This window comes from Burkholderia sola (assembly GCF_905400185.1).
Lineage (GTDB): Bacteria > Pseudomonadota > Gammaproteobacteria > Burkholderiales > Burkholderiaceae > Burkholderia > Burkholderia sola.
Genome location: NZ_FR989675.1, coordinates 3,201,971 through 3,228,003 on the forward strand (window position 1 = coordinate 3,201,971; position 26,033 = coordinate 3,228,003).

Annotated in this window: 26 protein-coding genes; 8 read left to right on the forward strand and 18 right to left on the reverse strand. The window is 67.7% G+C overall.

Features of this window, described 5'->3' with window-relative positions; all coding sequences use genetic code 11:
- Positions 1-41: 41 nt before the first annotated feature.
- The 4 genes from ctaD to KR541_RS14815 form a co-directional block, all read right to left on the reverse strand.
- On the reverse strand, positions 42-1,649 hold the full coding sequence (ctaD, locus tag KR541_RS14800) for a cytochrome c oxidase subunit I (RefSeq protein ID WP_050014798.1): 1,608 nt from the start codon (positions 1,647-1,649) through the stop codon (positions 42-44).
- 43 nt (positions 1,650-1,692) lie between these two features.
- Entirely contained in the window at positions 1,693-3,291 is a 1,599-nt protein-coding gene (gene coxB, locus KR541_RS14805) for a cytochrome c oxidase subunit II (RefSeq protein ID WP_124556152.1), read from the reverse strand.
- A gap of 55 nt (positions 3,292-3,346) precedes the next feature.
- Positions 3,347-3,871, reverse strand: a complete 525-nt coding sequence (locus KR541_RS14810; protein WP_050014795.1) for a DUF2244 domain-containing protein — start codon at positions 3,869-3,871, stop codon at positions 3,347-3,349.
- A 195-nt stretch (positions 3,872-4,066) separates the two neighbouring features.
- On the reverse strand, positions 4,067-5,032 hold the full coding sequence (locus KR541_RS14815) for a methyltransferase domain-containing protein (protein ID WP_050014794.1): 966 nt from the start codon (positions 5,030-5,032) through the stop codon (positions 4,067-4,069).
- Between the two features lie 81 nt (positions 5,033-5,113).
- Between KR541_RS14815 and KR541_RS14820 the strand changes: the two genes are divergently transcribed.
- Positions 5,114-5,911, forward strand: coding sequence for a ComF family protein (locus KR541_RS14820; RefSeq protein ID WP_050014792.1), 798 nt, complete (start codon positions 5,114-5,116; stop codon positions 5,909-5,911).
- A gap of 100 nt (positions 5,912-6,011) precedes the next feature.
- Positions 6,012-6,482, forward strand: a complete 471-nt coding sequence (trmL, locus tag KR541_RS14825; RefSeq protein ID WP_050014789.1) for a tRNA (uridine(34)/cytosine(34)/5-carboxymethylaminomethyluridine(34)-2'-O)-methyltransferase TrmL — start codon at positions 6,012-6,014, stop codon at positions 6,480-6,482.
- A gap of 34 nt (positions 6,483-6,516) precedes the next feature.
- Here trmL and KR541_RS14830 read toward each other — a convergent pair whose 3' ends face one another.
- The 5 genes from KR541_RS14830 to KR541_RS14850 form a co-directional block, all read right to left on the reverse strand.
- Complete coding sequence (locus KR541_RS14830; RefSeq protein WP_050014787.1) at positions 6,517-7,041, reverse strand: O-acetyl-ADP-ribose deacetylase; 525 nt, start codon at positions 7,039-7,041, stop codon at positions 6,517-6,519.
- Between the two features lie 92 nt (positions 7,042-7,133).
- Positions 7,134-8,132 carry an NAD(P)H-dependent glycerol-3-phosphate dehydrogenase gene (locus KR541_RS14835; protein ID WP_050014785.1) on the reverse strand — a complete coding sequence of 333 codons (999 nt, stop codon included), beginning with the start codon at positions 8,130-8,132 and terminating at the stop codon, positions 7,134-7,136.
- Positions 8,133-8,157: 25 nt separating this feature from the next.
- The gene (gene secB, locus KR541_RS14840) at positions 8,158-8,649 is read right to left on the reverse strand and encodes a protein-export chaperone SecB (RefSeq protein ID WP_006481561.1); all 492 of its coding nucleotides are present in this window, start codon (positions 8,647-8,649) and stop codon (positions 8,158-8,160) included.
- Positions 8,650-8,757: 108 nt separating this feature from the next.
- Entirely contained in the window at positions 8,758-9,018 is a 261-nt protein-coding gene (gene grxC / locus KR541_RS14845) for a glutaredoxin 3 (RefSeq protein WP_006477722.1), read from the reverse strand.
- Positions 9,015-9,437 (reverse strand): rhodanese-like domain-containing protein, encoded by a 423-nt coding sequence (locus KR541_RS14850; protein WP_050014781.1) that lies wholly within the window; start codon positions 9,435-9,437, stop codon positions 9,015-9,017. Before KR541_RS14850 ends, grxC begins: the two co-directional genes overlap by 4 nt.
- 136 nt (positions 9,438-9,573) lie before the next feature.
- Here KR541_RS14850 and gpmA point away from each other — a divergent pair, with 136 nt between their 5' ends.
- From gpmA to KR541_RS14865, 3 genes are all read left to right on the forward strand, one after another.
- Entirely contained in the window at positions 9,574-10,320 is a 747-nt protein-coding gene (gpmA, locus tag KR541_RS14855; RefSeq protein ID WP_050014779.1) for a 2,3-diphosphoglycerate-dependent phosphoglycerate mutase, read from the forward strand.
- Between the two features lie 236 nt (positions 10,321-10,556).
- Entirely contained in the window at positions 10,557-12,110 is a 1,554-nt protein-coding gene (locus KR541_RS14860; RefSeq protein WP_050014777.1) for a S41 family peptidase, read from the forward strand.
- A 104-nt stretch (positions 12,111-12,214) separates the two neighbouring features.
- Entirely contained in the window at positions 12,215-12,967 is a 753-nt protein-coding gene (locus KR541_RS14865) for a HesA/MoeB/ThiF family protein (protein WP_050014775.1), read from the forward strand.
- A 68-nt stretch (positions 12,968-13,035) separates the two neighbouring features.
- On the opposite strand, the gene ptsP is transcribed toward KR541_RS14865, so the two are convergent.
- The 7 genes from ptsP to KR541_RS14900 all read right to left on the reverse strand — a co-directional run bounded on the left by ptsP (position 13,036) and on the right by KR541_RS14900 (position 20,477).
- A complete protein-coding gene (ptsP, locus tag KR541_RS14870; RefSeq protein WP_216089602.1) occupies positions 13,036-14,808 on the reverse strand; it encodes a phosphoenolpyruvate--protein phosphotransferase in 1,773 nt (590 codons plus the stop codon).
- A gap of 201 nt (positions 14,809-15,009) precedes the next feature.
- Positions 15,010-15,279, reverse strand: a complete 270-nt coding sequence (locus KR541_RS14875; RefSeq protein WP_006477716.1) for an HPr family phosphocarrier protein — start codon at positions 15,277-15,279, stop codon at positions 15,010-15,012.
- Positions 15,280-15,358: 79 nt separating this feature from the next.
- Complete coding sequence (locus KR541_RS14880; protein WP_050014761.1) at positions 15,359-15,829, reverse strand: PTS sugar transporter subunit IIA; 471 nt, start codon at positions 15,827-15,829, stop codon at positions 15,359-15,361.
- 231 nt (positions 15,830-16,060) lie between these two features.
- A complete protein-coding gene (gene gshB / locus KR541_RS14885; protein WP_050014759.1) occupies positions 16,061-17,017 on the reverse strand; it encodes a glutathione synthase in 957 nt (318 codons plus the stop codon).
- A 27-nt stretch (positions 17,018-17,044) separates the two neighbouring features.
- Positions 17,045-18,334 carry a glutamate--cysteine ligase gene (gshA, locus tag KR541_RS14890; RefSeq protein ID WP_050014757.1) on the reverse strand — a complete coding sequence of 430 codons (1,290 nt, stop codon included), beginning with the start codon at positions 18,332-18,334 and terminating at the stop codon, positions 17,045-17,047.
- A 243-nt stretch (positions 18,335-18,577) separates the two neighbouring features.
- Positions 18,578-20,101 (reverse strand): ammonium transporter, encoded by a 1,524-nt coding sequence (locus tag KR541_RS14895; protein ID WP_050014755.1) that lies wholly within the window; start codon positions 20,099-20,101, stop codon positions 18,578-18,580.
- A 37-nt stretch (positions 20,102-20,138) separates the two neighbouring features.
- On the reverse strand, positions 20,139-20,477 hold the full coding sequence (locus KR541_RS14900) for a P-II family nitrogen regulator (protein WP_006398175.1): 339 nt from the start codon (positions 20,475-20,477) through the stop codon (positions 20,139-20,141).
- A gap of 356 nt (positions 20,478-20,833) precedes the next feature.
- On the opposite strand from KR541_RS14900, the gene KR541_RS14905 reads away from it, so the two are divergent.
- Together KR541_RS14905 and KR541_RS14910 are read left to right on the forward strand one after the other, a co-directional pair.
- Entirely contained in the window at positions 20,834-21,085 is a 252-nt protein-coding gene (locus tag KR541_RS14905; protein ID WP_216089603.1) for an accessory factor UbiK family protein, read from the forward strand.
- 272 nt (positions 21,086-21,357) lie between these two features.
- On the forward strand, positions 21,358-22,962 hold the full coding sequence (locus KR541_RS14910; protein WP_050014747.1) for a YifB family Mg chelatase-like AAA ATPase: 1,605 nt from the start codon (positions 21,358-21,360) through the stop codon (positions 22,960-22,962).
- Between the two features lie 333 nt (positions 22,963-23,295).
- Here KR541_RS14910 and KR541_RS14915 read toward each other — a convergent pair whose 3' ends face one another.
- Positions 23,296-23,868, reverse strand: a complete 573-nt coding sequence (locus tag KR541_RS14915) for a hypothetical protein (protein WP_050014746.1) — start codon at positions 23,866-23,868, stop codon at positions 23,296-23,298.
- 157 nt (positions 23,869-24,025) lie between these two features.
- On the opposite strand from KR541_RS14915, the gene KR541_RS14920 reads away from it, so the two are divergent.
- Positions 24,026-24,562, forward strand: coding sequence for a peroxiredoxin family protein (locus tag KR541_RS14920; protein WP_050014745.1), 537 nt, complete (start codon positions 24,026-24,028; stop codon positions 24,560-24,562).
- Between the two features lie 79 nt (positions 24,563-24,641).
- Here KR541_RS14920 and KR541_RS14925 read toward each other — a convergent pair whose 3' ends face one another.
- On the reverse strand, positions 24,642-25,994 hold the full coding sequence (locus KR541_RS14925; protein ID WP_050014744.1) for a sigma-54-dependent transcriptional regulator: 1,353 nt from the start codon (positions 25,992-25,994) through the stop codon (positions 24,642-24,644).
- Between the last annotated feature and the right edge of the window lie 39 nt (positions 25,995-26,033).

A 26,033-nucleotide genomic window follows, 5' to 3' on the forward strand; every position in this document is an offset into this window, starting at 1 on the left:
CCTGCCTGCGCGGCAGGCAGCGGCGAAACGCTCGGTGAAACTTACTCGACGTGCGGCGGTTGCTCGAACGTGTGGAACGGAGCCGGGCTCGGCACCGTCCACTCGAGGCCCGTCGCGCCATCCCACGGCTTGTCCGACGCCTTTTCCAGGTCGCCGCCGCCGCGGTAGGCCGGCAGCGCGACCGCGAACAGGAAGTACACCTGTGCGAGGCCGAAGCCGAATGCGCCGATCGTCGCCACCTGGTTGAAGTCCGTGAACTGCGCCGGGTAGTCCGCATAGCGGCGCGGCATGCCCGCGAGACCGACGAAGTGCATCGGGAAGAACGTCAGGTTGAAGAAGATCATCGACGCCCAGAAGTGGATCTTGCCGCGCGTCTCGTTGTACATCCAGCCCGTCCACTTCGGCGCCCAGTAGTACCAGCCCGAGAACAGCGCGAACAGCGAACCGGCCACCAGCACGTAGTGGAAGTGCGCGACCACGAAGTAGGTGCCGTGATACTGGATGTCGAGCGGCGCCATCGCGAGCATCAGGCCCGTCAGGCCGCCGAACGTGAACACGAACAGGAAGCCGATCGCGAACAGCATCGGGGTTTCGAACGTCATCGAGCCGCGCCACATCGTCGCGAGCCAGTTGAACACCTTCACGCCCGTCGGCACCGCGATCAGCATCGTCGCGTACATGAAGAACAGCTGGCCGGTGACCGGCATGCCCGTCGCGAACATGTGGTGCGCCCAGACCATGAACGACAGGATCGCGATCGACGCCGTCGCGTACACCATCGAGCTATAGCCGAACAGCGTCTTGCGTGCGAACGCCGGGATCACCTGCGACACGATCCCGAACGCCGGCAGAATCATGATGTACACCTCGGGGTGGCCGAAGAACCAGAAGATGTGCTGGTACATCACCGGGTCGCCGCCGCCTGCCGCGTTGAAGAACGACGTGCCGAAGTGGCGGTCGAACAGCACCATCGTGATCGCGCCTGCCAGAACCGGCATCACGGCGATCAGCAGGTACGCGGTGATCAGCCACGTCCACGCGAACATCGGCATCTTCATCAGCGTCATGCCCGGTGCGCGCATGTTCAGGATCGTCACGACGATGTTGATCCCGCCCATGATCGACGACGCGCCCATGATGTGGACCGCGAAGATCGCGAAGTCCATGCCCGGGCCCATCTGCGTCGACAGCGGTGCGTACAGCGTCCAGCCGGCGGCCGTCGCGCCGCCCGGCGCGAAGAACGAGCCGACCAGCAGCACGGCCGCGACCGGCAGCAGCCAGAAGCTGAAGTTGTTCATCCGCGCGAACGCCATGTCGGATGCGCCGATCTGCAGCGGAATCATCCAGTTCGCGAAGCCGACGAACGCCGGCATGATCGCGCCGAACACCATGATCAGGCCGTGCATCGTCGTGAGTTCGTTGAAGAACTCCGGACGCATGATCTGCAGGCCCGGCTCGAACAGCTCGGCACGGATGCCGAGCGCCATCACGCCGCCCGACAGGAACATGATGAACGAGAACAGCAGGTACAGCGTACCGATGTCCTTGTGGTTGGTGGCGAACAGCCAGCGACGCCAGCCGTGCGGGGCTTCGTGCGCGTGGTCGTCGTGCGCGTGGTCCGCGGCTACGTCGTGCCCGATGCTAGACATGAGAATCTCCTAATGCGAATACGTCGACTAACTCAGCGACACGTCAAGCCGCCGGGCCGATCTCGACACGCCGGGCTTCCTTCGCGTCAGCCCCGCCCGTGATCGTTTCCGGCTTTTTGAGAATAATGTGGTCTTCCGCCACGCCTGCTGCCTTCAGCGCATCGCGCACGGCCTGCGCCCGATGCTTCGCCAGTTCGGCGTTCGCGTCGGCCGAGCCCGTCTTGTCGGTGAAGCCCGACAGTGCGAGCTTCGCGTCCGGATGCGCCTTCGCATAGTCGGCCGCGGCGGCGATCGCCGCCTTCGCGTCGGCCGGCAGCACGCTCTTGCCCGTCTCGAAGTAGATCGTCGACAGCGCGGCCGATGCCGCTGCCGCCGGCTGCTCGGCGCCCGACGCGGCTTGCGCCGGCGCCGAAGCCGCTTCGGCCGGGGCCGTTGCCGTCGCCGCGCCTGCCGTGTCTTCCGGCAGCTTGCCGTTGCGTGCGTCGGCCACTTGCTTCGGCTGCAGCAGGTCGTTCTTGTGGTTGCCCCACGAGTTGCGTTCGTACGTGACGACCGAAGCGATGTCGAGGTCCGACAGCGACGCCCACGACGGCATCGCGCCCTTGCCGTGCAGCACGCGCTCGACGTGCGCGGCGATCGGGCCGTTCACGATCGGGCTGCCGTCCATCGCCGGGAATGCGCCGAGGCCCTTGCCGTTCACCTGGTGGCAGGCCGCGCAGTTCGCCTTGTAGACTTCCTCGCCGTGCGCGACGAGTTCGGCCATCGTGTAGACCTTGTTCGGATCGACCGCCGCGCCGGCCAGCTTCGCCTTCTGCGCGGTGACCCACTTCGCGTAGTCGTCGTCCGACAGGACTTCGACTACGACCGGCATGTACGCGTGTTCCTTGCCGCACAGCTCGGTACAGAAACCGCGGAACGTGCCGACCTTGTCGGCCTTGAACCACGTGTCGCGCACGAAGCCGGGGATCGCATCCTGCTTCACGCCGAACGCGGGCACGTACCACGAGTGGACGACGTCGTTCGCGGTCGTGATGATGCGGATCTTCTTGTTGACCGGCACGACGAGCGGATTGTCGACTTCCTGCAGATAGGTGTCGGTGATCGGCTTCTTGCCCATCACTTCGTCGCGCGGGGTGGTCAGCGTCGACAGGAAGCCGATGCCCTCGCCCGGGCCCTTCACGTAGTCGTAGCCCCACTTCCACTGGTAGCCGGTGACCTTGATCGTGAGATCGGCGTTCGTCGTGTCCTTCATCGCGACGACGGCCTTCGTCGCCGGCAGCGCCATCAGCACGACGATGACGAACGGCACGATCGTCCAGATGATCTCGACGGTCGTGCTTTCATGGAAATTGGCGGCCTTGTGGCCCTTGGATTTGCGGTGCGCGAAGATCGAATAGAACATCACGCCGAACACGCCGACGAAGATCACCGTACACAGGATCAGCATCATCGTGTGGAGATCGTAGAGCTCCTCGGCGATCTTCGTGACAGGCGGCTGAAAGTTGATCTCGTTGACACGGGGGCCGCCCGGGCTATCACCGACCGCCAGGGCCGCACCGGCAAAGAGCAATCCGCTGCATGCCAGCACGCCCGCGAGGGCTCGCTTGATTGTTTTCATAGCATCCTTACCCAAAATTTCCATTCAAACCCTCCCCCGTCGCAAGCACCGGCCCGTTCCGGCCGATGACTGCGCCTCGTCAGCCGCAGCGCCTGAGCGACACGCGCAGTTCGTCGGCGAACTGCGCACGCTTGTACTGCGCGAGATGCTGCCCGATTACGACGGTCTGCCCGCGCGATACCAGTCGAATCGGATCGCGTGGCGTCGCACCCGGCTCGACCCGCACCCAGCGCGGGTTGAATTCGATCTGCGTGAGCCGCTCCGCATCCATCCGCTCGATCACGAGCCGGTGCGGAAACAGCCTGATGCGCTCGTAATCGACCGCATGGCGAGCATAGATCGCAAATGCGACACCCACCGCCAGCAGCTCGATGCCGGTGAAGGGCATGACGAGCCAGGCCCCTCTCCACATCAGCAACGCCGCGATCGCCAGCGAGAAGCCCGCGAGCGACGCATAAAACAGCACGAACTGGCGTGGCGACACCGAACAGTTGCGTTTCATCAGCCAGTCTTCGAGGACCGGTTCGCTGTCCGCCGTCTTCGCCAAAACGCTCGCTGCTTCCATCGCCGCCTCACGCGAATGGCATGCGATGCATGCCTGCATCGGACTCGTCGCCCCGTATTGCGGGGACCCCGGGACGACAAGCTGACGCATTATAGGCGGGTTCAATGGCATCCACAAGCAAGCGCCTATCGCCCGCCAAGCCAAGTGCGACAAGCTTTCCGGCCGTTTTTGCCGCCAATTCGACCCCGCTTTGCGCCGCTAATTTCGGACATAACAAAACCCCTCTTTACCGCTTTACCGATTCTTCGGACGCCCCTTGCCGATGTCCTCGATGCGCACGATCCCGTGCCCTTCCGCGGTCGTGCGCGGCACGGCCTTCCATGCGTGGCCGTAGATCACCTCGAACGTGAGCGGGATCGTGCCGTCCTCGCGCCGGCGCGCGTCGAGCGCATCGCCGAGCGCCGCGCGAAAGCGCCGCGTCGCATGCTGCGGCGCCGTGCGCTCGAACGGATAGGCGCCCCAGCGGCGCACGTCGGCGAGCAGCGTATCGGGGGATTGGTAGGTGACGGTCAGCACTTCCTGGTCCATCACGGGAATTTCGAAGCCGCTCTCGACGAGCATGTCGCCGAGGTCGTGCATGTCGACGAAATCGATCACGCGCGCGGCGGGCGGCGCGACGCCGAGCGCCGCTTCGGCGTCCGCGCAGGCCGCGCGCAGCTCGCGCAGCGTGTCGGGGCCGAGCGTGCTGAACATCAGCAGCCCATTGACGCGCAGCACGCGCTGCCATTCGGGGAAGACGGTATCGGGACGCGAATGCCAGTGGAGCGCGAGATTCGACCAGATCAGGTCGAACGCGCCGCCGGCAAACGGCAGCGCGGCGAAGTCGGCCTGCGCGACGCGCGGGCCGCGCTGGCCCAGCGCCCGGCCGAGCGACGCCGGCAGCCAGCGGCGCCAGGTGGTCTGCTCGACCTCGCGCTGACCGGCCCGCGCGAGCATCGCGCCGGACAGGTCCACGCCGAACACCGGCGCTTCCGGAAAGCGCGCGCGCAGCGCCGGCAGGTCGTCGCCCGGGCCGCAGCCCGCGTCCAGCACGGCCGCGGGGCTCACCTTGATGTATTCGAGGCGCTCGTTCATCCGCTGCGCGATCTCGCGCGGCAGGAACGCAACCGCGTCGAACGTGGCGGCACGGCGGTCGAAGATCCGCCGCAGGCGCCTGGCGTCATTGGCCGGACGGCCGGTGGAAGTCGAAGCTGGGGACATGTCGGGCACACTGGCGAAGAGCCCGAAGTATACTCGCTCGCCTCGCAAGCTTCATTGAGGCGGCATGCCAGGAGTGTTGCGATGGTCCGCGGTTCCGCCGAGCGCACGATGCGCGTCGTTTTGTCGCAGGTTCGCGCGCTGGTCGTGCGCGTCGCCGCGGTCACGCTGCCGAATCGCTGTGCATTGTGCGGCAATTTGTCACACGCGGTGATTTGCGGCGCCTGCGATGCCGCGTACTGGAATGAAGCGCGGCTGCGCTGCGAGGTTTGCGCGGTGCCGCTCGGTGTCGGGCACGCGCGGTCACGCGGCGGCGGTCGCAGCGGCGTCGGTAGCACGTCCGCGTACCGGTGCGAAACGTGCTGCACCGCGCCACCGCCGTTCGACGCGACGCTCGCGCTCGCCGATTACCGCGCGCCGCTCGACGAACTCGCGCGCGGCCTGAAGTTTCACGCACGGCTCGCGCTCGGCGGCGAATTCGCGGCCCGGCTGGCGCGGCTGGTCGACGATACGCGCGGCGCGAGCGGCTTCGATCTCGTCGCGCCGGTGCCGTTGTCGCACCGGCGACTCGTCGCGCGCGGCTACAACCAGGCGTGGGCGATCGCGCGTCCGCTCGCGCGCCGGCTCCGCGTGCCGGCGGACGCAGCCTTGCTCGCGCGCGTCGCCGACACCGCGCCGCAGTCGCGGCTCGACCGGCACGCACGGCGCGACAACGTGATGGCGGCTTTCGCGGTGGCAGGCGGCGTCGCCGGCCGCCACGTCGCGCTCGTCGACGACGTGATGACGTCCGGCGCGACGCTCGCGGCGGCCGCGCAGGCGCTGAAGGCGGCGGGCGCCGTGCGCGTGACGAATCTGGTTGCGCTGCGCACCGCCAGGGATTAATTAGATAGAGAGGCCGGCCGCCCGCAGGCGGCCGTCACGAACCGGCCGGCCGGGAACCCGCGCGCATCGCGCGGCCCCGTCGGCCCAGCCAAACCGAAACATGTTCAACGTCGTCCTCGTCGCCCCCGAAATTCCGCCGAACACCGGCAACGTGATCCGCCTGTGCGCGAACACCGGCGCGCACCTGCACCTGATCGAGCCGCTCGGCTTTCCGCTCGACGACGCGCGGATGCGTCGCGCCGGCCTCGACTATCACGAGTATGCGCAGATGCGCGTGCACCGCGACTGGGACGCGTTCGTCGCCGCCGAAGTGCCCGATCCCGCGCGGATATTTGCGTTCACGACGCGCGGCTCGGGCCGCTTCCACGATCACGCGTTCCTGCCCGGCGACTGGTTCGTGTTCGGCTCGGAAACGCGCGGCCTGCCCGCCGAGCTGCTCGAACGCTTCCCGAACGAACAGCGCGTGCGCCTGCCGATGCGGCCGGACAACCGCAGCCTGAACCTGTCGAACACGGTCGCGGTGGTCGTGTTCGAGGCGTGGCGCCAGGCCGGCTTCGAGGGCGGCGCCTGACGCGCGCCGGACGCGCCCCGCGGCGCTGAAGGCGTCAGGTTCGCGCGAGCCGCGCGCAGTACAGGTCGTAAATGTCGGGGGAAAAGCACGCGAATATCACGCGTGCGAGGCTCGGCGCCTGCGGCAGCATTTCGGCGACGGTGCCGACTGCAATGTCGACGGCCTCGCCGGCCGGATAGCGATAAATACCGCAACTGATCGCCGGAAACGCGATCGACGTCGCGGCGACTTCTTCGGCCAGTTCGATCGCGCGCCGGTAGCACGACGCGAGCAGATCGGCTTCGCCGCGTGCGCCGCCGTACCAGACCGGCCCCACCGCGTGGATCACGTAGCGCGCAGGCAACCCGTGGCCGCGCGTGAGCTTCGCGTCGCCGGTGTCGCAGCCGCCGAGCGTGCGGCACTCGGCGAGCAGGCCGGGGCCGGCCGCGCGGTGGATCGCGCCGTCGACGCCGCCCCCGCCGAGCAGCGAGCCGTTCGCCGCGTTGACGATCGCATCGACGTCGAGCGTCGTGATGTCGACGCGTTGCGCATCGAGCGTGGTGGAATGGATCTGCAGCATGACACCCTCGCGGAACGCCGGAGACGATTCAAGCGTAGTCCGCTTTGGCGCCGCGCGCCCGGCGCAATCGTGCCGGGCGATCGCGGCCCGTGCTACTCGGCGCGCGCGTCGCGGCGCAGCAGGCCGCTGACGGCGTCGCGCGGCGCGATCCCGTCGAACAGCACGCCGCACACGGCTTGCGTGATCGGCATGTCGATCGACTGCGCGCGCGCGAGCGCCAGCACGGCCTGCGCGCAGCGCACGCCTTCGGCCACGTGGCCGAGCGCGCCGAGGACGTCGTTCAGCGTGCGGCCGGCCGCCAGTTGCAGGCCCACCGTGCGGTTGCGCGACAGGTCGCCCGTCGCGGTCAGGATCAGGTCGCCGAGGCCCGTGAGGCCCGTGAAGGTTTCCGCGCGGCCGCCGAGCGCCACGCCGAGCCGCGACATTTCCGCGAGGCCGCGCGTGATCAGCGCGGCGCGCGCGTTCAGCCCGAGGCCGAGGCCGTCGGAAATGCCGGTCGCGATCGCCAGCACGTTCTTCACCGCGCCGCCGACCTCGACGCCGACCACGTCGTCGCCCGTATAGATCCGCATCGCGCCGTGATGGAACGCGGCAAGCGTGCGCTCGCGGCATTCGGCCGACGCGCTCGCCACCGTCAACGCGACGGGCAGCGACTGACCGACCTCGCGCGCGAAGCTCGGCCCCGACAGCACGCCGTTGCTCTGCTGTTCGGGCAGCTCGGCCGCGATCACCTGATGCGGCAGCAGATGCGTGTCGGCCTCGAAGCCCTTGCAGACCCAGACGACGTGCGCGGGCACGCAGCCCGCGTCGCGCATCGCGTGACACAGCGTGCGCAGCCCGGCCACCGGCGCGGCGATCACGCACAGCGCGTCGTCCGCGGCGCCATGCGCGAGCGCGGCGCCGAGATCGGCGTCGTAGCGCAGCGCGTCGGGCAGCGCGATGCCGTCGAGATAGCGGGAATTTTCGTGCCGGGCCTGCAGCCCGGCGATGAGCGCGGCGTCGCGCGCCCACAGAAGCGTATCGTGCCGCGCGGCCAGATGGCCCGCGAGCGCGGTGCCCCAGGCACCGGCGCCGAGAACGGCTACTTTCATACCCAGCACCGGTCCGAGCGAAACGTCAGTTCAGCGTCGTGCCATTCGGCGCGCCGTTCGGTGCACCTGCCGCGCCGGCCTGCTGCTGAAGCTGCGCGAGACGCTGCTCGTACAGCGCCTGGAAGTTGATTTCCGCGAGGTGGATCGGCGGGAAGCCGGCGCGCGTGATCGCGTCGGCGATGTTCGAGCGCAGGTACGGGAACAGGATCGTCGGGCACGCGATGCCGACGAGCGGATCGAGCTGTTCGTCCGGAATGTTGCGGATGTCGAAAATGCCCGCCTGCTTCGCTTCGATCAGGAACGCGACCTTGTCCTTCACCTTCGCGGTGACGGTACCCGACACGACGACTTCGAACACGCTTTCCGCGAGGCGGTCGGCCTTGACGTCGACTTCGACTTCAACCGACGGCATGTCCTGCTCGAGGAAGATCGCCGGCGAATTCGGCTGCTCGAGCGACATATCCTTCAGGTAGACGCGCTGGATGTTGAAGAACGGTTGGTTTTCGACGTCGGACATGGTGTTTCCCTAAAAGTGGTGACGGGGCGGCCCGGCTGTTCGCCGGCCGCCACGGATGAATCCTGCGCGCCCAAGCCCGCGGCGCGGCCGGCGGCCATTCTGCCCTAATCAGGCCGCTTGCAGAAGCGGCACGAGGCCGCCTTCGCGGTCGAGCTTCGACAGATCGTCGTAACCGCCGACGTGCGTGTCGCCGATATAGATCTGCGGCACCGTGCGGCGCCCCGTGCGCGTCATCATTTCCTCGCGGCGGGCCGGATCGCGATCGATCAGCACCTTCTCGATCTGCTCGACGCCGCGCAGCTTCAGCAGGCGCTCGGCCTGCATGCAATACGGACACACCTGCGTGCTGTACATCAAAACCTTGTTCACTTCGCCACTCCTTGTTTGACGACCGGCATCCCGGCCTGCTGCCAGGCGGCCACGCCGCCCTCGAGCACGTGCACCTCGGCGTAACCCGCCGCCTCGACCTCGCGCGCCGCCTTCTGCGACTGCTGGCCGTTCTGGCAGACGAGCAGCACCGGGGTGCTCTTGTTCTTCGCGACCTGCGCAATTTTCGCGCCGATCTCGCCCGCCGCGACCTGACGCGCCGACGGCAGATGGCCGGCGGCGAAATCGGACGCGGTGCGCAGGTCGATCACGACCGCGTTGCGGCGATTGATGAGCTGCGTCGCCTCCGCGGCCGACAGGCCGCCGCGGCCACGGCGCAGGGCCGGCCATGCCAGCAGGCCGCCGGAAACCAGCAGGATCGCGATAAGGGCCAGGTTCGTGTAATTGGTAAAGAACGTCACGGAATGTCGCCGGAAAAAGAGAAATCGGATGAGGACAATCCGGCCATTATAAAATAACCGCCTTGCGCGATGGCGGGCCCGGTCCGGGCGCCGCGCGACGCGCCCCGCTTCCCTCTCACTACCGACCGCAAGATCCATGTACAAACTCGTTCTCATCCGCCACGGCGAATCGACGTGGAACAAGGAAAACCGCTTCACCGGCTGGGTCGACGTCGACCTGACCGAACAGGGTCGCAACGAGGCCTACCAGGCCGGCGAATTGCTCAAGGAGGCCGGCTACACGTTCGACATCGCGTACACGTCGGTGCTCAAGCGCGCGATCCGCACGCTGTGGCACGTGCAGGACAAGATGGACCTGATGTACCTGCCGGTCGTCCATTCGTGGCGCCTGAACGAGCGCCACTACGGCGCGCTGTCGGGCCTCAACAAGGCGGAAACGGCCGCGAAGTTCGGCGACGAGCAGGTGCTCGTGTGGCGCCGCAGCTACGACACGCCGCCGCCCGCGCTCGAGCCGACCGACGAGCGCGCGCCGTTCAACGATCCGCGCTACGCGAAGGTGCCGCGCGAGCAGCTGCCGCTCACCGAATGCCTGAAGGACACGGTCGCGCGCGTGCTGCCGCTGTGGAACGAGTCGATCGCGCCGGCGGTGCGCGCCGGCAAGCAAGTGCTGATCGCCGCGCACGGCAACTCGCTGCGCGCGCTGATCAAGTACCTCGACGGCATCTCGGACAGCGACATCGTCGGCCTGAACATCCCGAACGGCGTACCGCTCGTGTATGAACTCGACGAGAACCTGAAGCCGATCAAGCACTACTACCTCGGCGACGCGGACGCGATCGCGCAGGCGCAGGCCGCCGTCGCGAAGCAGGGCAAGGCGGGCTGACGCCCGGCGCGGCGCCGGGCCCGGCCTCGGCCCGCACGCCGCGCGAACCTTCCCGGCCCTGCCGCGGTCGAATCCGCTTTCGAACCCCGCAGCGCGCCCGGCGGCGCCCCGGCCGGGCCCTCAGCGGCCTTTTCGACGCTTTTCGCGCCGTTCCACTGAGTAATCGGACGAACAGTTATACTTGTCCGCTACATCCCCGCTACCGCCACGCGCTTCCCGACCGCACCAGACTCTCTATGCGAATGAATTTGAAGAACATCGGCCTGATTGCCGCGGGCCTCGCCACGGGCGTGTTCGCCACGCTGCAGGTTTCCGCATCGGCCGAGCAGACCGCCACGGCGCCGCTTCCCCTCGACCAGCTCCGCCTGTTCGCGGAAGTATTCGGGCAGATCAAGCGCGAGTACGTCGAACCGGTCGACGACAAGAAGCTGCTGACGGCCGCGATCAAGGGCATGGTGTCGAGCCTCGACCCGCACTCGTCGTTCCTCGACAAGACCGACTATGACGAACTGCAGGAGCAGACGAAGGGCCGCTTCGCGGGCCTCGGCATCGAGATCTCGCAGGAAGACGGCCTCGTCAAGGTGATCTCGCCGATCGAGGATACGCCCGCGTTCCGCGCCGGCATCCGTCCGGGCGACCTGATCACGCGCATCAACGACAAGCCGGTGCGCGGCATGACGCTCGACAAGGCCGTCAAGCAGATGCGCGGCGAGCCGGGCACCAAGGTCACGCTGACGATCTTCCGCAAGAGCGACGACCGCACGTTCCCGGTCACCGTCACGCGCGCGATCATCAAGGTCCAGAGCGTGAAGATGAAGATGCTCGATCCGGGCTACGCGTACGTCCGCATCACGAGCTTCCAGGAGCGCACGACACCCGATCTCGCGCAGAAGCTGCAGGACATCGCGCGCCAGCAGCCGAACCTGAAGGGCCTGATCCTCGACCTGCGCAACAACGGCGGCGGCCTGCTGCAGAGCGCGGTCGGCGTGGCCGGCGCGTTCCTGCCGCCCGACTCGGTCGTCGTGTCGACCAACGGCCAGATCCCCGATTCGAAGCAGGTCTACCGCGATACGTACGACAACTATCGCCTGCCGTCCTTCGACGGCGATCCGCTGAAGAACCTGCCGCCGGTCTTCAAGACCGTGCCGATGATCGTGCTGACGAACGCGTATTCGGCGTCCGCGTCGGAAATCGTCGCCGGTGCGCTGCAGGATTCGAAGCGCGCGCAGATCATGGGCAAGACGACGTTCGGCAAGGGTTCGGTGCAGACGGTCCGCCCGATGACGGCCGACACCGCGCTGCGCCTGACCACCGCGTACTACTACACGCCGAGCGGCCGTTCGATCCAGAACAAGGGCATCACGCCGGACGTGCCGGTCGATCAGTACGCGGACGGCGATCCGGACGACGTGCTCGTGACGCGCGAGGTCGACTACACGAACCACCTCGCGAACACGCAGGACCCGAACGAGAAGAAGGAACAGGAAGAGCGCGAGCAGCGCCGGCTGGATCAGCTGCGCATTCTCGAGGAGCAGAACGACAAGAAGACGCCGGAGCAACGCCAGAAGGATCGCGATCGCAAGCCGATCGAGTTCGGCAGCGCCGACGACTTCATGATGCAGCAGGCGCTCAACAAGCTCGAAGGCAAGCCGGTCCAGGCGTCGAAGTCGCTGCTCGCCGAGAGCACGACGAAGGGCCCGGCCGCCAAGGCCGCCACGGCGGCGAAGGCATCGGGCGCGAGCGCCGCGAAGCCGGCTTCCGCACCGAAGCCCGCGTCGGCGCCGCAGTAAGCGCCGGGCGGCATCCAACGGGCCATCGCGGGAAGACCGCGATGGCCCGTTTTTCATGCGCGCCTAAAATAACGAACGTCCGCCCGCCTCGCTCACGATTCCCCATGAACGACGATCAACTCCTTCGCTATTCCCGCCACATCCTCGTCGACGAAATCGGCATCGATGCGCAACAGCGCTTTCTCGATGCGCATGCGATCGTCGTCGGCGCGGGCGGCCTCGGCTCGCCGGCCGCGATGTATCTCGCGGCGTCGGGGGTCGGCACGCTCACGCTCGTCGACGCCGATACGGTCGACCTCACGAACCTGCAGCGGCAGATCCTGCACGGGACGGCGTCGGTCGGCCGCAGCAAGGTCGAATCGGGGCGCGACGCGCTCGCGCAGCTGAATCCCGAGGTGACGGTGAACGCGGTCGCGGCGCGCGTCGACGACGCGTGGCTCGATGCGCACGTGCCGCACGCGAGCGTCGTGCTCGACTGCACCGACAACTTCGCGACGCGGCATGCGATCAACCGCGCATGCGTCGCGCACGGCGTGCCGCTCGTGTCGGGCGCCGCCCTGCGCTTCGACGGCCAGATCAGCACGTTCGATTTCCGCGACGCAGCCGCGCCCTGCTATGCGTGCGTGTTCCCGGAAGACCAGCCGTTCGAGGAAGTCGCGTGCGCGACGATGGGCGTGTTCGCGCCGACCGTCGGGATCATCGGCGCGATGCAGGCGGCCGAGGCGCTGCGCGTGATCGGCGGCATCGGCAAGACGCTCAGCGGGCGGCTGATGATGCTCGATTCGCTGCGAATGGAATGGACGACGATGAAGATCGCGCGCCAGGCCGACTGCCCCGTGTGCGGGGGCCGGCACTGACGCGCGACGGGCATGCGCCAGAGCGCGCATGCGTGACACTTCTCTACCGTTAGCGGCGGCGAAAACGCCTACGCGGCCGCATCCGCGCGCGGCTCGGCGACCGATAGCCGCTGCAGCGCCGCCTGCACTTCTTCCGGCTCGAACGCGGCCAGCACGTCGGCCGTCGGCTTCTCGAGCGCCTTCAGGTGCGCGCGGAGGATCTCCTGCTTCACGACGAGCAACTGGCTCGGGTGCATCGAGAACTCGGTGAGCCCCATCCCGAGCAACAGGCGCGTGAGCGCCGGGTCGCCCGCCATCTCCCCGCACACCGACACCGACACGCCCGCGCGCTTCGCCTCGCGCAACGTGTACGCGATCAGGTGCAGCACGGCCGGATGCAGCGGGTCGTACAGGTGCGCGACCGCGTTGTCGGCGCGATCGATCGCGAGCGTGTACTGGATCAGGTCGTTCGTGCCGATCGACAGGAAATCGAAGCGCTTCAGGAACAGCGGCAGCGCGATCGCCGCGGCCGGAATCTCGATCATCGCGCCGAGGCGCACGTTCGGATCGTATGCGAGCCCCGCGTCGTCGAGCTGGCGTTTCGCCTCGCGGATCAGGTCGAGCGTCTGGTCGATCTCCTGCGCATGCGCGAGCATCGGGATCAGGATCTTCACCTGGCCGAACGCGGACGCGCGCAGGATCGCGCGCAACTGCGTGAGGAACATCTGCGGCTCGGACAGGCTCCAGCGGATCGCGCGCAGCCCGAGCGCCGGGTTCGGCGCCGTTTCGTAGCCTTCGTCGAGCGCCTCGAGCGGTTTGTCGGCGCCGACGTCGATCGTGCGGATCGTCACCGGCATGCCCTTCATCCACTCGACGGCGCGCTTGTATGCGGCGAACTGCTCCTCCTCTTCCGGCATCGCCTTCTGATGCATGAACAGGAACTCGGAGCGAAACAGACCAACGCCGACCGCGCCGGCCTCGACGGCCGCCTTCGCGTCGTCGGGCAACTCGATGTTCGCGTACAGGTCGATCTTCGTGCCGCACAAGGTTTGCGTCGGCGAAAACTTCAGGCGCTGCAGCTTGCGTTGCTCGAGGAGCTTCTCGGACTGGCGATACGAGTATTCCTCGAGGACGATCGGCGCCGGATCGACGATCACGATGCCCTGGTCGCCATCGACGATGATCAGGTCGTCCTGGCGGATCAGCGAACTCGCATGCTGGACGCCGACCGCGGCCGGAATGCCGAGGCTGCGCGCGACGATCGCCGTGTGCGACGTGCGGCCGCCGAGATCGGTGACGAACGCCTGGAACGACTGCGTCTTGAACTGCATCATGTCGGCCGGCGCGATGTCGTGCGCGACGACGATCATCTCGTTCGTGCCGTTGCGGGCCGCGCGATCGAGCGCCTGCGACGCGGACGGCGCGCCGGCGAGCGCCTTCAGCACACGCTCGACCACCTGCTCGATGTCAGCCTTGCGCTCGCGCAGGTATTCGTCCTCGATGTCGTCGAAATGGCGCGTGAGCAGTTCGAGCTGCTCGGTCAGCGCCCATTCGACGTTGTAGCGGCGCGTGCGGATCAGGTCGATGGTTTCCTGCACGAGCATCTCGTCGCTCAGGATCATCGTGTGGACGTCGATGAATGCGCCGACTTCGCTCGGCGTGTCGTCGGTCAGGTCGGCGCGCAGCGCTCCGAGCTCGCGACGCACGACGTCGAGCGCCGTGCGGAACCGCTCGACCTCGGCGTCGGTCTGGTTGACCTCGATCAGGTAATGGGCGACGTCGAGCGCCGCCGGCGCGATCAGGTACGCTCGCCCGATCGCGATACCTCGTGAGACGGGAATGCCATGCAGCGTGAAGGACACGCGCACCTCCTCTGTACAAGTAAAGCCGCGGCACACTGCTGCGATGCGCTTATGACCCCGGTTAGCGATTATAAATTCCGCGACTCCCTGTTGACTGCATGCAGCGCAGCATTGCGCATTTCGCATCAATGCTTCCGACGAAAAAAATGCCGCGACATCCGCGGCATTCCGACTGGAAACGGCAACGATCGCGCGTCGCGATCACTGGCCTTCGCCGAACTTGTCGGCGATCAGCTTCAGCAGCGCGTCCATCGCTTCCCGCTCGTCGGGACCTTCGGTCTCGATCGTCACGGTGCTGCCGATGCCGGCCGCCAGCATCATCACGCCCATGATGCTCTTCGCATTGATCTTGCGCCCGTTGCGTGTCATCCAGACTTCCGACTGGAAGTTGCCGGCCAGTTGCGTAAGCTTGGCCGATGCGCGCGCATGGAGCCCCAATTTATTGACGATGGTGGTTTCTTGTTGAAGCATGATTCTCGGTCGGATCGGTCGGGACCGCCGGCGGCGCGCGCAGGCGGGTCGGTCTAAAACGAAAAACGGAGACGGAGGCTCAGGGCGATTCGGTGCGTGGCTGCGGTTCGGGCGGAATCGGCGCGCACTGGCCGCAGCCGGTTTCGCTCGGCGGCGGCGGCGTGCCGGACGACACCTCGTGGACGCCCTTCGCGCCGCCGGACAGCGCCTTGTCGACCAGCTTGTCGAGCGGCACGGTGCGGTAGCAGACGGCCCGCACGAGCATCGGCAGGTTCACGCCGGCCAGCACGCGCACGTTGTCGAGCTTCGCGAGCTGGCCCGCGATGTTCGCGGGCGTCGCGCCGTACATGTCGGTCAGCACGACCACGCCGTTCTCTTCGCGCAGCCGCGCAAGTTCCGCGTGCGCGAACGCCATCACCTGGGCCGGATCGCTGTCGGCCATCACGTCGATGCAGCCGATGCGGGCGGGCACGCCGCCGTAGATGTGCGCGATGCAGTCCCGCAGCGCGGTGGCGAGCGGCGCGTGCGCGATGATCAGGATCCCGGCCATGTCAAATCGCTCCCGGCCGCCCCTGGCGGGCCGATACCCCGCGGCGGGGCAATGAGCGTAGCGAGTATGGGGAACGTTTCATGTTCAGCCTTGCAACAGTGTCGGCCCGACCGCCGGGCCTTCGGTGCGCCGATCACGGCACCGGGCAAGCGGGCATTGTAGCAGGCCGATCAAGCTGCTCCGGCGACGGGGGACCTGCGCGGCCGCCGCCGGAGTTGCGCGGGAGGCGGCCTACGCGGCCGCACGCTCCAGCGCGTCGATGAACATCGCGGCGACGTCGAAGCCCGTCTGCTCCATGATCTCGCGGAAGCACGTCGGGCTCGTGACGTTCACCTCGGTCAGCCAGTCGCCGATCGCGTCGAGCCCGACCAGCAGCAGCCCGCGCGACGCGAGCACCGGCCCCAGCGTGTCGGCGATCGCGCGATCGCGCGATGTGAGCGGCTGCGCGACGCCGAGCCCGCCCGCGGCCAGATTGCCGCGCACCTCGCTGCCCTGCGGAATCCGCGCGAGCGAATACGGCACCGGCTCGCCGCCGATCAGCAGGATGCGCTTGTCGCCGGCCTTGATCTCGGGAATGAACTTCTGCGCCATCACCGAGCGCGTGCCGTCGTGGCTCAGCATCTCGACGATCGAGCCGAGGTTCATGCCGTCCGGCTTCACGCGGAACACGCCCATCCCGCCCATCCCGTCGAGCGGCTTCAGGATCACGTCGCCGTGCTCGGCGTGGAACGCGCGCAGACGCTGCGCGTCGCGCGTGACGAGCGTCGGCGCGACGAACTGCGGAAACTCGCCGATCGCGAGCTTCTCCGAATGATCGCGGATCGACTGCGCCTTGTTGAACACGCGTGCGCCGGCGCGCTCGGCCAGCTCGAGCAGCCACGTCGACGTCACGTATTCCATGTCGAACGGCGGATCCTTGCGCATCAGCACCGCGCCGAACGATTCGAGACGGCGCGCGTCGACCGCGCCGGCTTCGAACCAGGTGTCGCGATGCAGGTCGTCCAGTTCCCCGACGAACGTGATGCGCCGCACGTCGGCCTCGACCGCCGAGCCCGTCCACGCGAGATGGCGCGGTTCGCACGCGTACACCGCATGCCCGCGCCGGGCGGCCTCCGCCATCATCGCGTAGGTCGAATCCTTGTAGATCTTGAAACGCTCGAGCGGGTCGGCGATAAAAAGAATGTCCATGCGGGTCCTGTACGTAGCGAAGGTCCGTTACACCTGGATGGCTTCGGGGTCGGTCTTTTCCAGTTCGATCGACGACGCGATCAGCGACAGCCGCGCGACCACGCCATACATGTAGAAACGGTTCGGCGGCGCGGCGCCCGGCTTGGCGCCTGCATCCGGCAGCGCGGTGTGCTCGAAGCCGAGCGGCACGTAATGCATGCCGGGCGCGTTCAGGTTCTGGTCGCGCTCGCGGCCGCCGTGCGTGCGGTAGAAGCCGCCGACCACGTAGCGGTCGATCATGTACACAACCGGCTCGGCCACTTCGTCGCCGACGCGCTCGAACGTGTAGACGCCTTCCTGCACGATCACGTCGCGCACCGCGAGGCCGGCCTTCGATTCGGCCATCTGCGCGCGCTCGGCCTTCGTCATGCGGCCGATCTCGGCCGCGTCGTGCACGGTCATTACGCCGCGGCCCGCGGTGCCCGCGTCGGCCTTCACGACGACGTACGGCTTCTCGCTGATCCCGTATTCGCGATACTTGCGCGCGATCTTCTTCAGCACGCCGTCGATCGCGTCGGCGAGCGCCTGCTCGCCTTCATGCGCCTGCCAGTCGACGCCTTCCACGTGCGCGAAATACGGATTCACCATCCACGGATCGACGCCGACCATCTTCGCGAACTTCTTCGCGACGTCGTCGTAGCACGCGAAGTGCGTCGACTTGCGGCGCACGGCCCAACCCGCGTGCAGCGGCGGCAGCAGATATTGCTCGTGCAGGTTTTCCAGCACGGCCGGGATGCCGGCCGACAGGTCGTTGTTCAGCAGGATCGAGCACGGATCGAAATTCTTCAGGCCGAGGCGGCGCTGCGAACGCTCGAGCGGTTCGAGCACGATCTTCTGGCCGTCGGCCAGCGTGATCGGCGTCATGTCGGTGATGCCGGGGTCGAGCGAACCGAAGCGCACGTGCAGGCCGGCCTGGCGCATGATCGTCGCGAGCCGCGCGACGTTTTCCAGGTAGAACGCGTTGCGGGTCGGGAGCTCGGGAATCACGAGCAGATTCTTCGCGTCCGGGCAGATCTTCTCGATCGCGGCCATCGCGGCCTGCACGGCGAGCGGCAGCACTTCGGACGGCAGATTGTTGAACGCGCCGGGAAACAGGTTCGCGTCGACGGGCGCCAGCTTGAAGCCGGCATTGCGCAGGTCCACCGAACAATAGAACGGCGGCGTGTGTTCCTGCCATTCGAGCCTGAACCAGCGTTCGATCGCAGGCGTCGCGTCGAGGATCTTCTGCTCGAGTTCGAGCAGCGGACCGTTCAACGCGGTAACGAGGTGGGGAACCATGAATCACTCGCGAGCGGGAGAATGAAGATTGTAGAGCAATTGCCTTGCCCATTTGGGGATTGTTCCCGGCTTCGCAAGGGTTACGAGGAAGTTTTCGGCTATTGACCCGATAGCGTGAAGGGTTATCCGCTACGGCAGTGGGTGACAGGAGAAAAAAAACCCGCCGGGTGGGCGGGTCGAAGTCGCTGCGCTCATTCGGGGCGGGCGCCGTCTGCGCGGCGGCCCGCCATGGATTCGTGTGACTTATTCCACGTGCTCGCCGTGCAGGATCACGTCGAGACCTTCGCGCTCTTCCTCTTCCGTCACGCGCAGGCCGATCGTCAGGTCGATCAGCTTCAGCAGCACGAAGCTCAGCACGCCGCTGTAGACCAGCGTGATCAGCACGCCCTTCGCCTGCAGCAGCAGGCTGCCGTCGAAGCCGCCGATGTCCTTGACCGCGAATACGCCGGTCAGCAGTGCGCCGAGAATCCCGCCGATGCCGTGCACGCCGAACGCGTCGAGCGAATCGTCGTAGCCGAGCTTCGACTTGAGCCACGTCGCCGACCAGAAGCAGATCACGCCCGCCGCGATGCCGATCACGAGCGCACCCGGTACGCCGACGAAGCCGGCTGCCGGCGTGATCGCCACGAGACCCGCGACCGCGCCCGACACGATGCCGAGCACCGACGGCTTGCCCTTGGCGATCCACTCGGCGAACATCCAGCCGAGCGCCGCGCACGCGGTGGCGACTTGCGTCGTCAGCATCGCGAAGCCGGCACGGCCGTCGGCCGCGACCGCGGAACCCGCGTTGAAGCCGAACCAGCCGACCCACAGCATCGAGCCGCCGATCATCGTCAGCACCAGGTTGTGCGGCGCCATCGATTCGCGGCCGTAGCCAACGCGCTTGCCGAGCACGAGGCACGACACGAGGCCCGCGATACCGGCGTTGATGTGCACCACCGTGCCGCCCGCGAAGTCGAGCACGCCGTCGGCCGACAGCCAGCCGGTCGGCTCCCACACCATGTGCGCGATCGGCACATAGACGATCAGCGACCAGAGCGTCATGAACACGAGCATCGCCGAGAACTTCATCCGGTCGGCGAACGCGCCGCAGATCAGCGCCGGCGTGATGATCGCGAACGTCATCTGGTAGACGAAGTAGACCGATTCCGGAATCGTCGACGCGAGGTGGCTGACGGTCAGCGTGGTCGCCTTGTCGCCCTTGATGTAGTTCATGCCGTGCAGGAACACGCGCGACAGGCCGCCAATGAAGCCGTTGCCCGGCGTGAACGCGAGGCTGTAGCCGACCACCGTCCACAGCACCGTGATCACCGCGGTGATCGCGAAGCTCTGCATCACGGTTGCCAGCACGTTCTTCTTGCGGACCATGCCCGCGTAGAACAGCGCGAGGCCGGGGATCGTCATGAACAGCACGAGCGCGGTGGACGTCAGCATCCACGCGGTGTCGCCCGCGCTGATCTTCGACGAATCGACAGAGAACGGGGCGGTGGGCGCAGCCGGGGCGGCCGGCGCGGACGCGGCGGCGGCAGCCGATGCGTCGGTCGCGCCCGAAGCCGGTGCGGCAGCGGCGGTGGCGGATGCGTCGGCGGCCGGCGCCGAAGCGGCCGGGGCTGCGGCAGCCGATGCGTCGGAAGCCGTGGCGGCGGGTGCCGAAGCAGCCGCGGTGGAACCAGCCGCGGCGGACGCCGCGTCGTCCGCGAGCGCGGAACCGACGCCGGCCGCGATCAGCGAGCCGGCCATCAGCAGGGACATCAGAAGTTTGCGCATCTTGGGTTTCCTCTTGTCGCTTGTCTTGTCTGTTCTGTTACAGCGCGTCCGCGCCTGTCTCCCCGGTGCGAATCCGGATCACTTGTTCGATCGGCGTGACGAAGATCTTGCCGTCGCCGATCTTGCCCGTGCGCGCGGCCCGCTCGATCGCTTCCACCGCCTGGTCGACGAGATCGTCGGACACGGCCGCCTCGATCTTCATCTTCGGCAGGAAATCGACCACGTATTCGGCGCCGCGGTACAGCTCGGTATGCCCCTTCTGGCGCCCGAACCCTTTCACCTCCGTCACCGTGATGCCGGAGACGCCAAGCGCCGACAGCGCCTCGCGCGTCTCATCGAGCTTGAACGGCTTGATGATTGCGGTAATGAGTTTCATGAAGTCCTCTCGCTGGGTTGTCCCGTCGAATAGAGTTGGAATGTTGTAACGGACTCTTCTCAGCAACTCGCATGCCATGTTGGCCCGAACACCGTCTCGAAGGGCTCCGGAACGGGGTCATATCCCGCGGTGTAAGGCGCCGAAGCCCGGCCGAATGGCCAACATCGGCCGGTTTGCTGGCGCGGCGAAAGGATCGTTGCTAGAGTGCACGCACGTCCCGGATCGCCGGGCCATTCACCCATGCGGGCGCCATGCCCGGAATTCGCGCCCCGCGCGCACCATTTCCGGTCATGCGTGCATCATGGGCACGTACGCAACTGAAGATGCACATTTTTTGTGCAAGGAAGGGGAATCACATGAAGCAACCCAGCGACGTTTTCAACGATCTGCAGTCGCGCGTCAGCGATTTGCTGAAAAACTCGCCGGCCAAGGACGTCGAGCGCAACGCGAAGGCCATGCTGTCGCAAGGCTTCTCGAAGCTCGACCTCGTCACGCGCGAGGAATTCGACACCCAAGCACAGGTGCTCGCCCGCACCCGCGTGCGGCTCGAGGAACTCGAAAAGCGCGTCGCGGAACTCGAGCAGAGGCTCGCCGCCCCGCAGGCCTGACGCCCCACCCGGCCGCAAGGTCCGGGCGCGGGCCGCGTCGTGCGGCCTGCGCCCGCCACCCGAAGCCGTTCCGCCCCGCTTCGTCGTCCGTCGTTCTTCGCTGCACCCTCCGCTCTTCGTAGTCCATCGCTCTTCGCAGTCCATCGCTGTTCGTCGTTCGCAACACCTCGTTCTTTCCCCGCGCCACGCCGGCAAGCGCGCACCGATTTCTCCGATTCCCGCGGCATGCGGCCCCGAACGGCCGTCGCCGCCTGTCATGCAGGAGCCTCGCCATGTCGCTCGCCGTGGTGCGCAGTCGCGCGCCCGCTTCCGGCCGCGCGCCGGACGTCACCGTCGAAGTCCATCTCGCCAACGGGTTGCCGTCGTTCTCGATCGTCGGGCTGCCCGATCTCGAAGTCCGCGAAAGCCGCGAGCGCGTACGCGCCGCGCTGCAGAACTGCGGATTCGAATTCCCGGTGCGCCGTATCACCGTCAATCTCGCGCCGGCCGACCTGCCGAAGGAATCCGGCCGCTTCGACCTGCCGATCGCGCTCGGCATCCTCGCCGCGAACGGCCAGATCCCGGCCGACGCGCTGGCCGGCCGCGAATTCGCGGGCGAGCTGTCGCTGACCGGCGCGCTGCGGCCGATGCGCGGCGCGTTCGCGATGGCGTGCGGCGCCGCGCGGGACTGGCGGGCGGACGCATGCGGCGCGGGCGTCGTCGGCGGCGCGGGCCTGAATGCCGGCGCACCGCGCGATTCCGTCGCGGCATCGCGTCCGCCCGAGCTGTACCTGCCGCTCGACAGCGCCGCCGAGGCCGCGCTCGTGCCGGGCGTGACCGTATTCGGTGCGCGCGACCTGCCCGCGCTGTGCGCGCACCTCGCCGATGCGCCGGACGGACGGCTCACGCCGGTCGCGGCGCCCTGTCTCGACGGCCTGCCGGCGCCCGCCGCGCCCGACCTCGCGGACGTCGTCGGCCAGCGCGGCGCGCGGCGTGCGCTGGAAGTCGCGGCCGCGGGCGGGCATCACATGCTGATGGTCGGCCCACCCGGGGCCGGCAAGTCGATGCTGGCCGCGCGCCTCGCCGGGCTGCTGCCGCCGCTGACCGATGACGAGGCGCTGACCTCGGCCGCGCTGCTGTCCGCGAGCCGGCTCGGCTTCTCGCCCGCGCAGTGGCGCCGCCGGCCGTTCCGTTCGCCGCATCACTCGTCGAGCGCTGCCGCGTTGGTGGGCGGCCGCAATCCGCCGCAGCCGGGCGAAATCACGCTCGCGCACCTCGGCGTACTGTTTCTCGACGAACTGCCGGAATTCGACCGGCACGTGCTGGAAATGCTGCGTGAGCCGCTCGAAGCCGGCCGCATCACGATCTCGCGCGCGGCGCAGCAGGCCGACTTCCCTGCCGCGTGCCAGCTGATCGCCGCGATGAACCCGTGCCCGTGCGGCTGGCACGGCGATCCGTCCGGGCGCTGCCGCTGCTCGCCGGACGTGGCCGCGCGCTATCTGCGCAAGCTGTCGGGGCCGCTGCTCGACCGCATCGACATCCAGATCGACCTGCCCGCGCTGTCGCCGGCCGAACTCGCGACCCGCGCGACGGCGCCCGGCGAGCCGAGCGCGGCGGTCGCCGCCCGCGTCGCACAGGCGCGGGCGCTGCAACTCGAGCGGCAGGGCAAGACGAATCACATGCTGAGCGGCCGCGAAACCGACGACCTGTGCCGGCCGACCGACGAGGGCGAGCGGCTGCTGCGCGAGGCCGGCGAGCGCTTCGGCTGGTCGGCGCGCGCGTATTTCCGCGTGCTGAAAGTCGCTCGGACGATCGCCGACCTGGCCGGCGACCCGCTGCCGACGGCCGCGCAGATCGCCGAGGCGATTCGCTACCGGCGTGCGCTGACGGCACTGTGAGCGCGCGAGGAGGACAAAATCAGGCTGTCAAGACTTGACTTATACACAATTCCACTCATCCGGCCCCGGATCGCGGCTCGCCGCGGCCTTTGCCGGACCGAATTCGTATCCTGTTGTTTTAATTGATTTTTCTCAAACGTCGAACGGGCGACCAAACGAGCCGGAAGGCCGTCCGGCGCGGCTTTGCGGGAAATACGCGCGACTTTTCAACAAAGTTATCCACATGCGCTGTGGATAGTCGAAAAACTCTCGCAAAATCCGGCGATTAGCGTCGAAAGCTGCGAATGAACTTTCAGTTGTCACCGCGTGTCTGAGCGCCCTCGCCGGCCACCGTCAATCGAGTTTGAACGAGCCGAAAAACTGGTCGAGCTGCTCCTGCGCGAGCGGCCCGTCGGCGATCACGACGGCCTGGTACGCGTGCCGGCCGCGCACGGCAAGCCGCGCGACGATCGTCTTGCGCGCGCGATCGCCGCCGGCGGCCGCGCCCGCGATGCGCAGTTCGAGCCCGTTCACCGCGCCGCCGGCTGCGAGCGGCACCGGCACCGACGCCGTCTGCGGCGTGCCTTCGAGGTTGCGCGACAGTCCCGCGCGCAGGAAGTCGAGCGCCGCGCGCCGTGTGTCGTCGCGATCGTCCGGCAACGTCAGCGTGCCGACCGCGAATACCGCGCCGTCGACGTGCGCGGCCTGCATCCGCATCGGCATCGACTTGCCGCCGAGCGCGACCGGCTGCTCCTCGACGGTCGGCTTCGCCGGCAGGTCGATCGTGTAGCCGGCGTCGTTGTGCAGCGTGCGCCAGTCGTACGACGGCGAGCACGCGGCCAGCGCGGCGCTCACGCAGGCGAGCGCGGCGAAGTGCCGCAGCGGGCGAAAAAGGGGGCGCAACGAATCGGTGACGTCCTTCGGCATGGCATGGATCGCGGCAGGCAAAACGGCGATTATCCACCGAACCTGAAACGGGGATGCGCGGCCGCCGCCGATGCACACGCCGCATTCGCGCTAAAATAAGCGCCGAATTTCGACGTCCTTTGCATCGATCCGCGTCATCGACCCCGAGAGCACCAAGATGAACACCACGCCTCCCGCCCGCCGCAGCACCGGCCCCGTTCGCTACCTCGTCGCGGCCGCCGTCGTCGCGGCGATCGCCGTCGCCGGCTTCTTCGCGTTCAACGGCAAGTCCAGCGTGCCGGACGCGACCTTCACGCTGCTGTCGGGCCAGAAGGTCTCGACCGGCGGCGACCTGAAAGGCAAGGTCTATCTCGTGAACTTCTGGGCGACGAGCTGCGCGACCTGCATGCAGGAAATGCCGCAGATGGTCGATACCTACAATCGCTTCAAGGGTCAGGGGCTCGAATTCGTCGCGGTCGCGATGAACTACGATCCGCCGATGTACGTCGCGAACTACGCGCAGACGCGTCAGTTGCCGTTCAAGGTCGCGCTCGACGACGGCAGCGTCGCGAAGCAGTTCGGCAACGTGCAGCTCACGCCGACGACCTTCGTCGTCGACAAGGACGGCAAGATCCTGAAGCGCTACGTCGGCGCGCCGCAATTCGCGGAACTCGACGCGCTGCTCAAGAAGGCGCTCGACGGCAACGCGGCCTGAGCGCCGCACGACAGGACTCGCAGGGCCGCACGCCGCGCCCTGCTCCGCGAAACGGACCGCACTGCGGTCCGTTTGCTTTTCAGCGCTCGGTTTCGCCTTTCGCCGACAGCCCGTAGCGCTTCATCTTCTCGTACAGCGTCGCCTTGCCCACATGCAGCCGGTCGGCCGTCGCGGCGACCGCGCCGCCCGTCTGGTTCAGCGCCTCGGCGATCACCGCGCGCTCGAACTGCTCGATGCGCTCCTTCAGCGTCTGGTCGTTGTCGGCGTCGTCGCCGGCGCCCGTTTCCGGCGGCATGTCGGCCACGCCGAGCACGAAGCGGTCGGCCGCGTTGCGCAGCTCGCGCACGTTGCCCGGCCAGTCGCGCTGCATCAGGCTCGCGCGCTGCCGGTCGGTGAGCACCGGCGCGGGCCGCCCGTAGCGCACGGCCGCATCGAGCATGAAGTGCTCGAACAGCGGCACGATGTCCTCGCGGCGCTCGGCAAGCGGCGGCAGCGCGATCGTCACGACGTTGAGCCGGTACAGCAGGTCGCGCCGGAACGTGCCGGCCGCGACGAGCTCGCTCATGTCGCCCTTCGCGGCTGCGACCACGCGGCAGTTCACGCGGATCGGCTGGTTCGAGCCGAGCCGCTCGAGCACGCCGTCCTGCAGCACGCGCAAGAGCTTCACCTGCAGCGCGAGCGGCATGCTTTCGATTTCGTCGAGGAACAGCGTGCCACCGGACGCGTATTCGAGCTTGCCGACGCGCCGCTTCGCGGCGCCGGTAAACGCACCGGGCTCGTAGCCGAACATCTCCGATTCGAACATCGGCTCGGGCAGCGCGCCGCAATTCACCGCAATGAACGGCTTGTCGTGGCGCGGCGACAGCTCGTGCAGGCTGCGCGCGATCAGCTCCTTGCCGGCGCCCGTGTCGCCGTTGATCAGCACCGACGCGTCGGTCGGCGCGACGTTCGCGATCAGCTTGCGCACCTGCTCGATCGCGGGGCTGCGGCCGATGATGCGCGGCGCGACGACGTTCTGTCCAGCCAGCTCGCGTCGCAGCGCGTGGTTCTCGAGCACGAGCTCGCGGCGCTCGAGCGCACGGCGCACGGTCTCGATCAGGCGCTCGGCCGCGAACGGCTTTTCGATGAAGTCGTACGCGCCGTCGCGCATCGCCTGCACGGCCATCGAGATGTCGCCGTGCCCGGTGACGAGGATCACCGGCACGTCCGGCACGCGCTCGCGGCACTGCGCGAGCACGTCGAGCCCGCTCGCGCCGGGCAGCCGGATGTCGCTGACGATCGCGCCGGCGGTACCCGCGACGATCGCCTTCTCGGCCGCCTCGGCCGATTCGAAGCCGGCGACGTCGAAGCCCGCCAGTTGAAGGCTCTGCACGCTCGCCCGGCGCACGAGCGCATCGTCCTCGATATAGATCACTTGCAGCCGGTTGGCCATCTTGGTCACTTGCTCCTGACAGGCGCAGCGCTCGCGCGC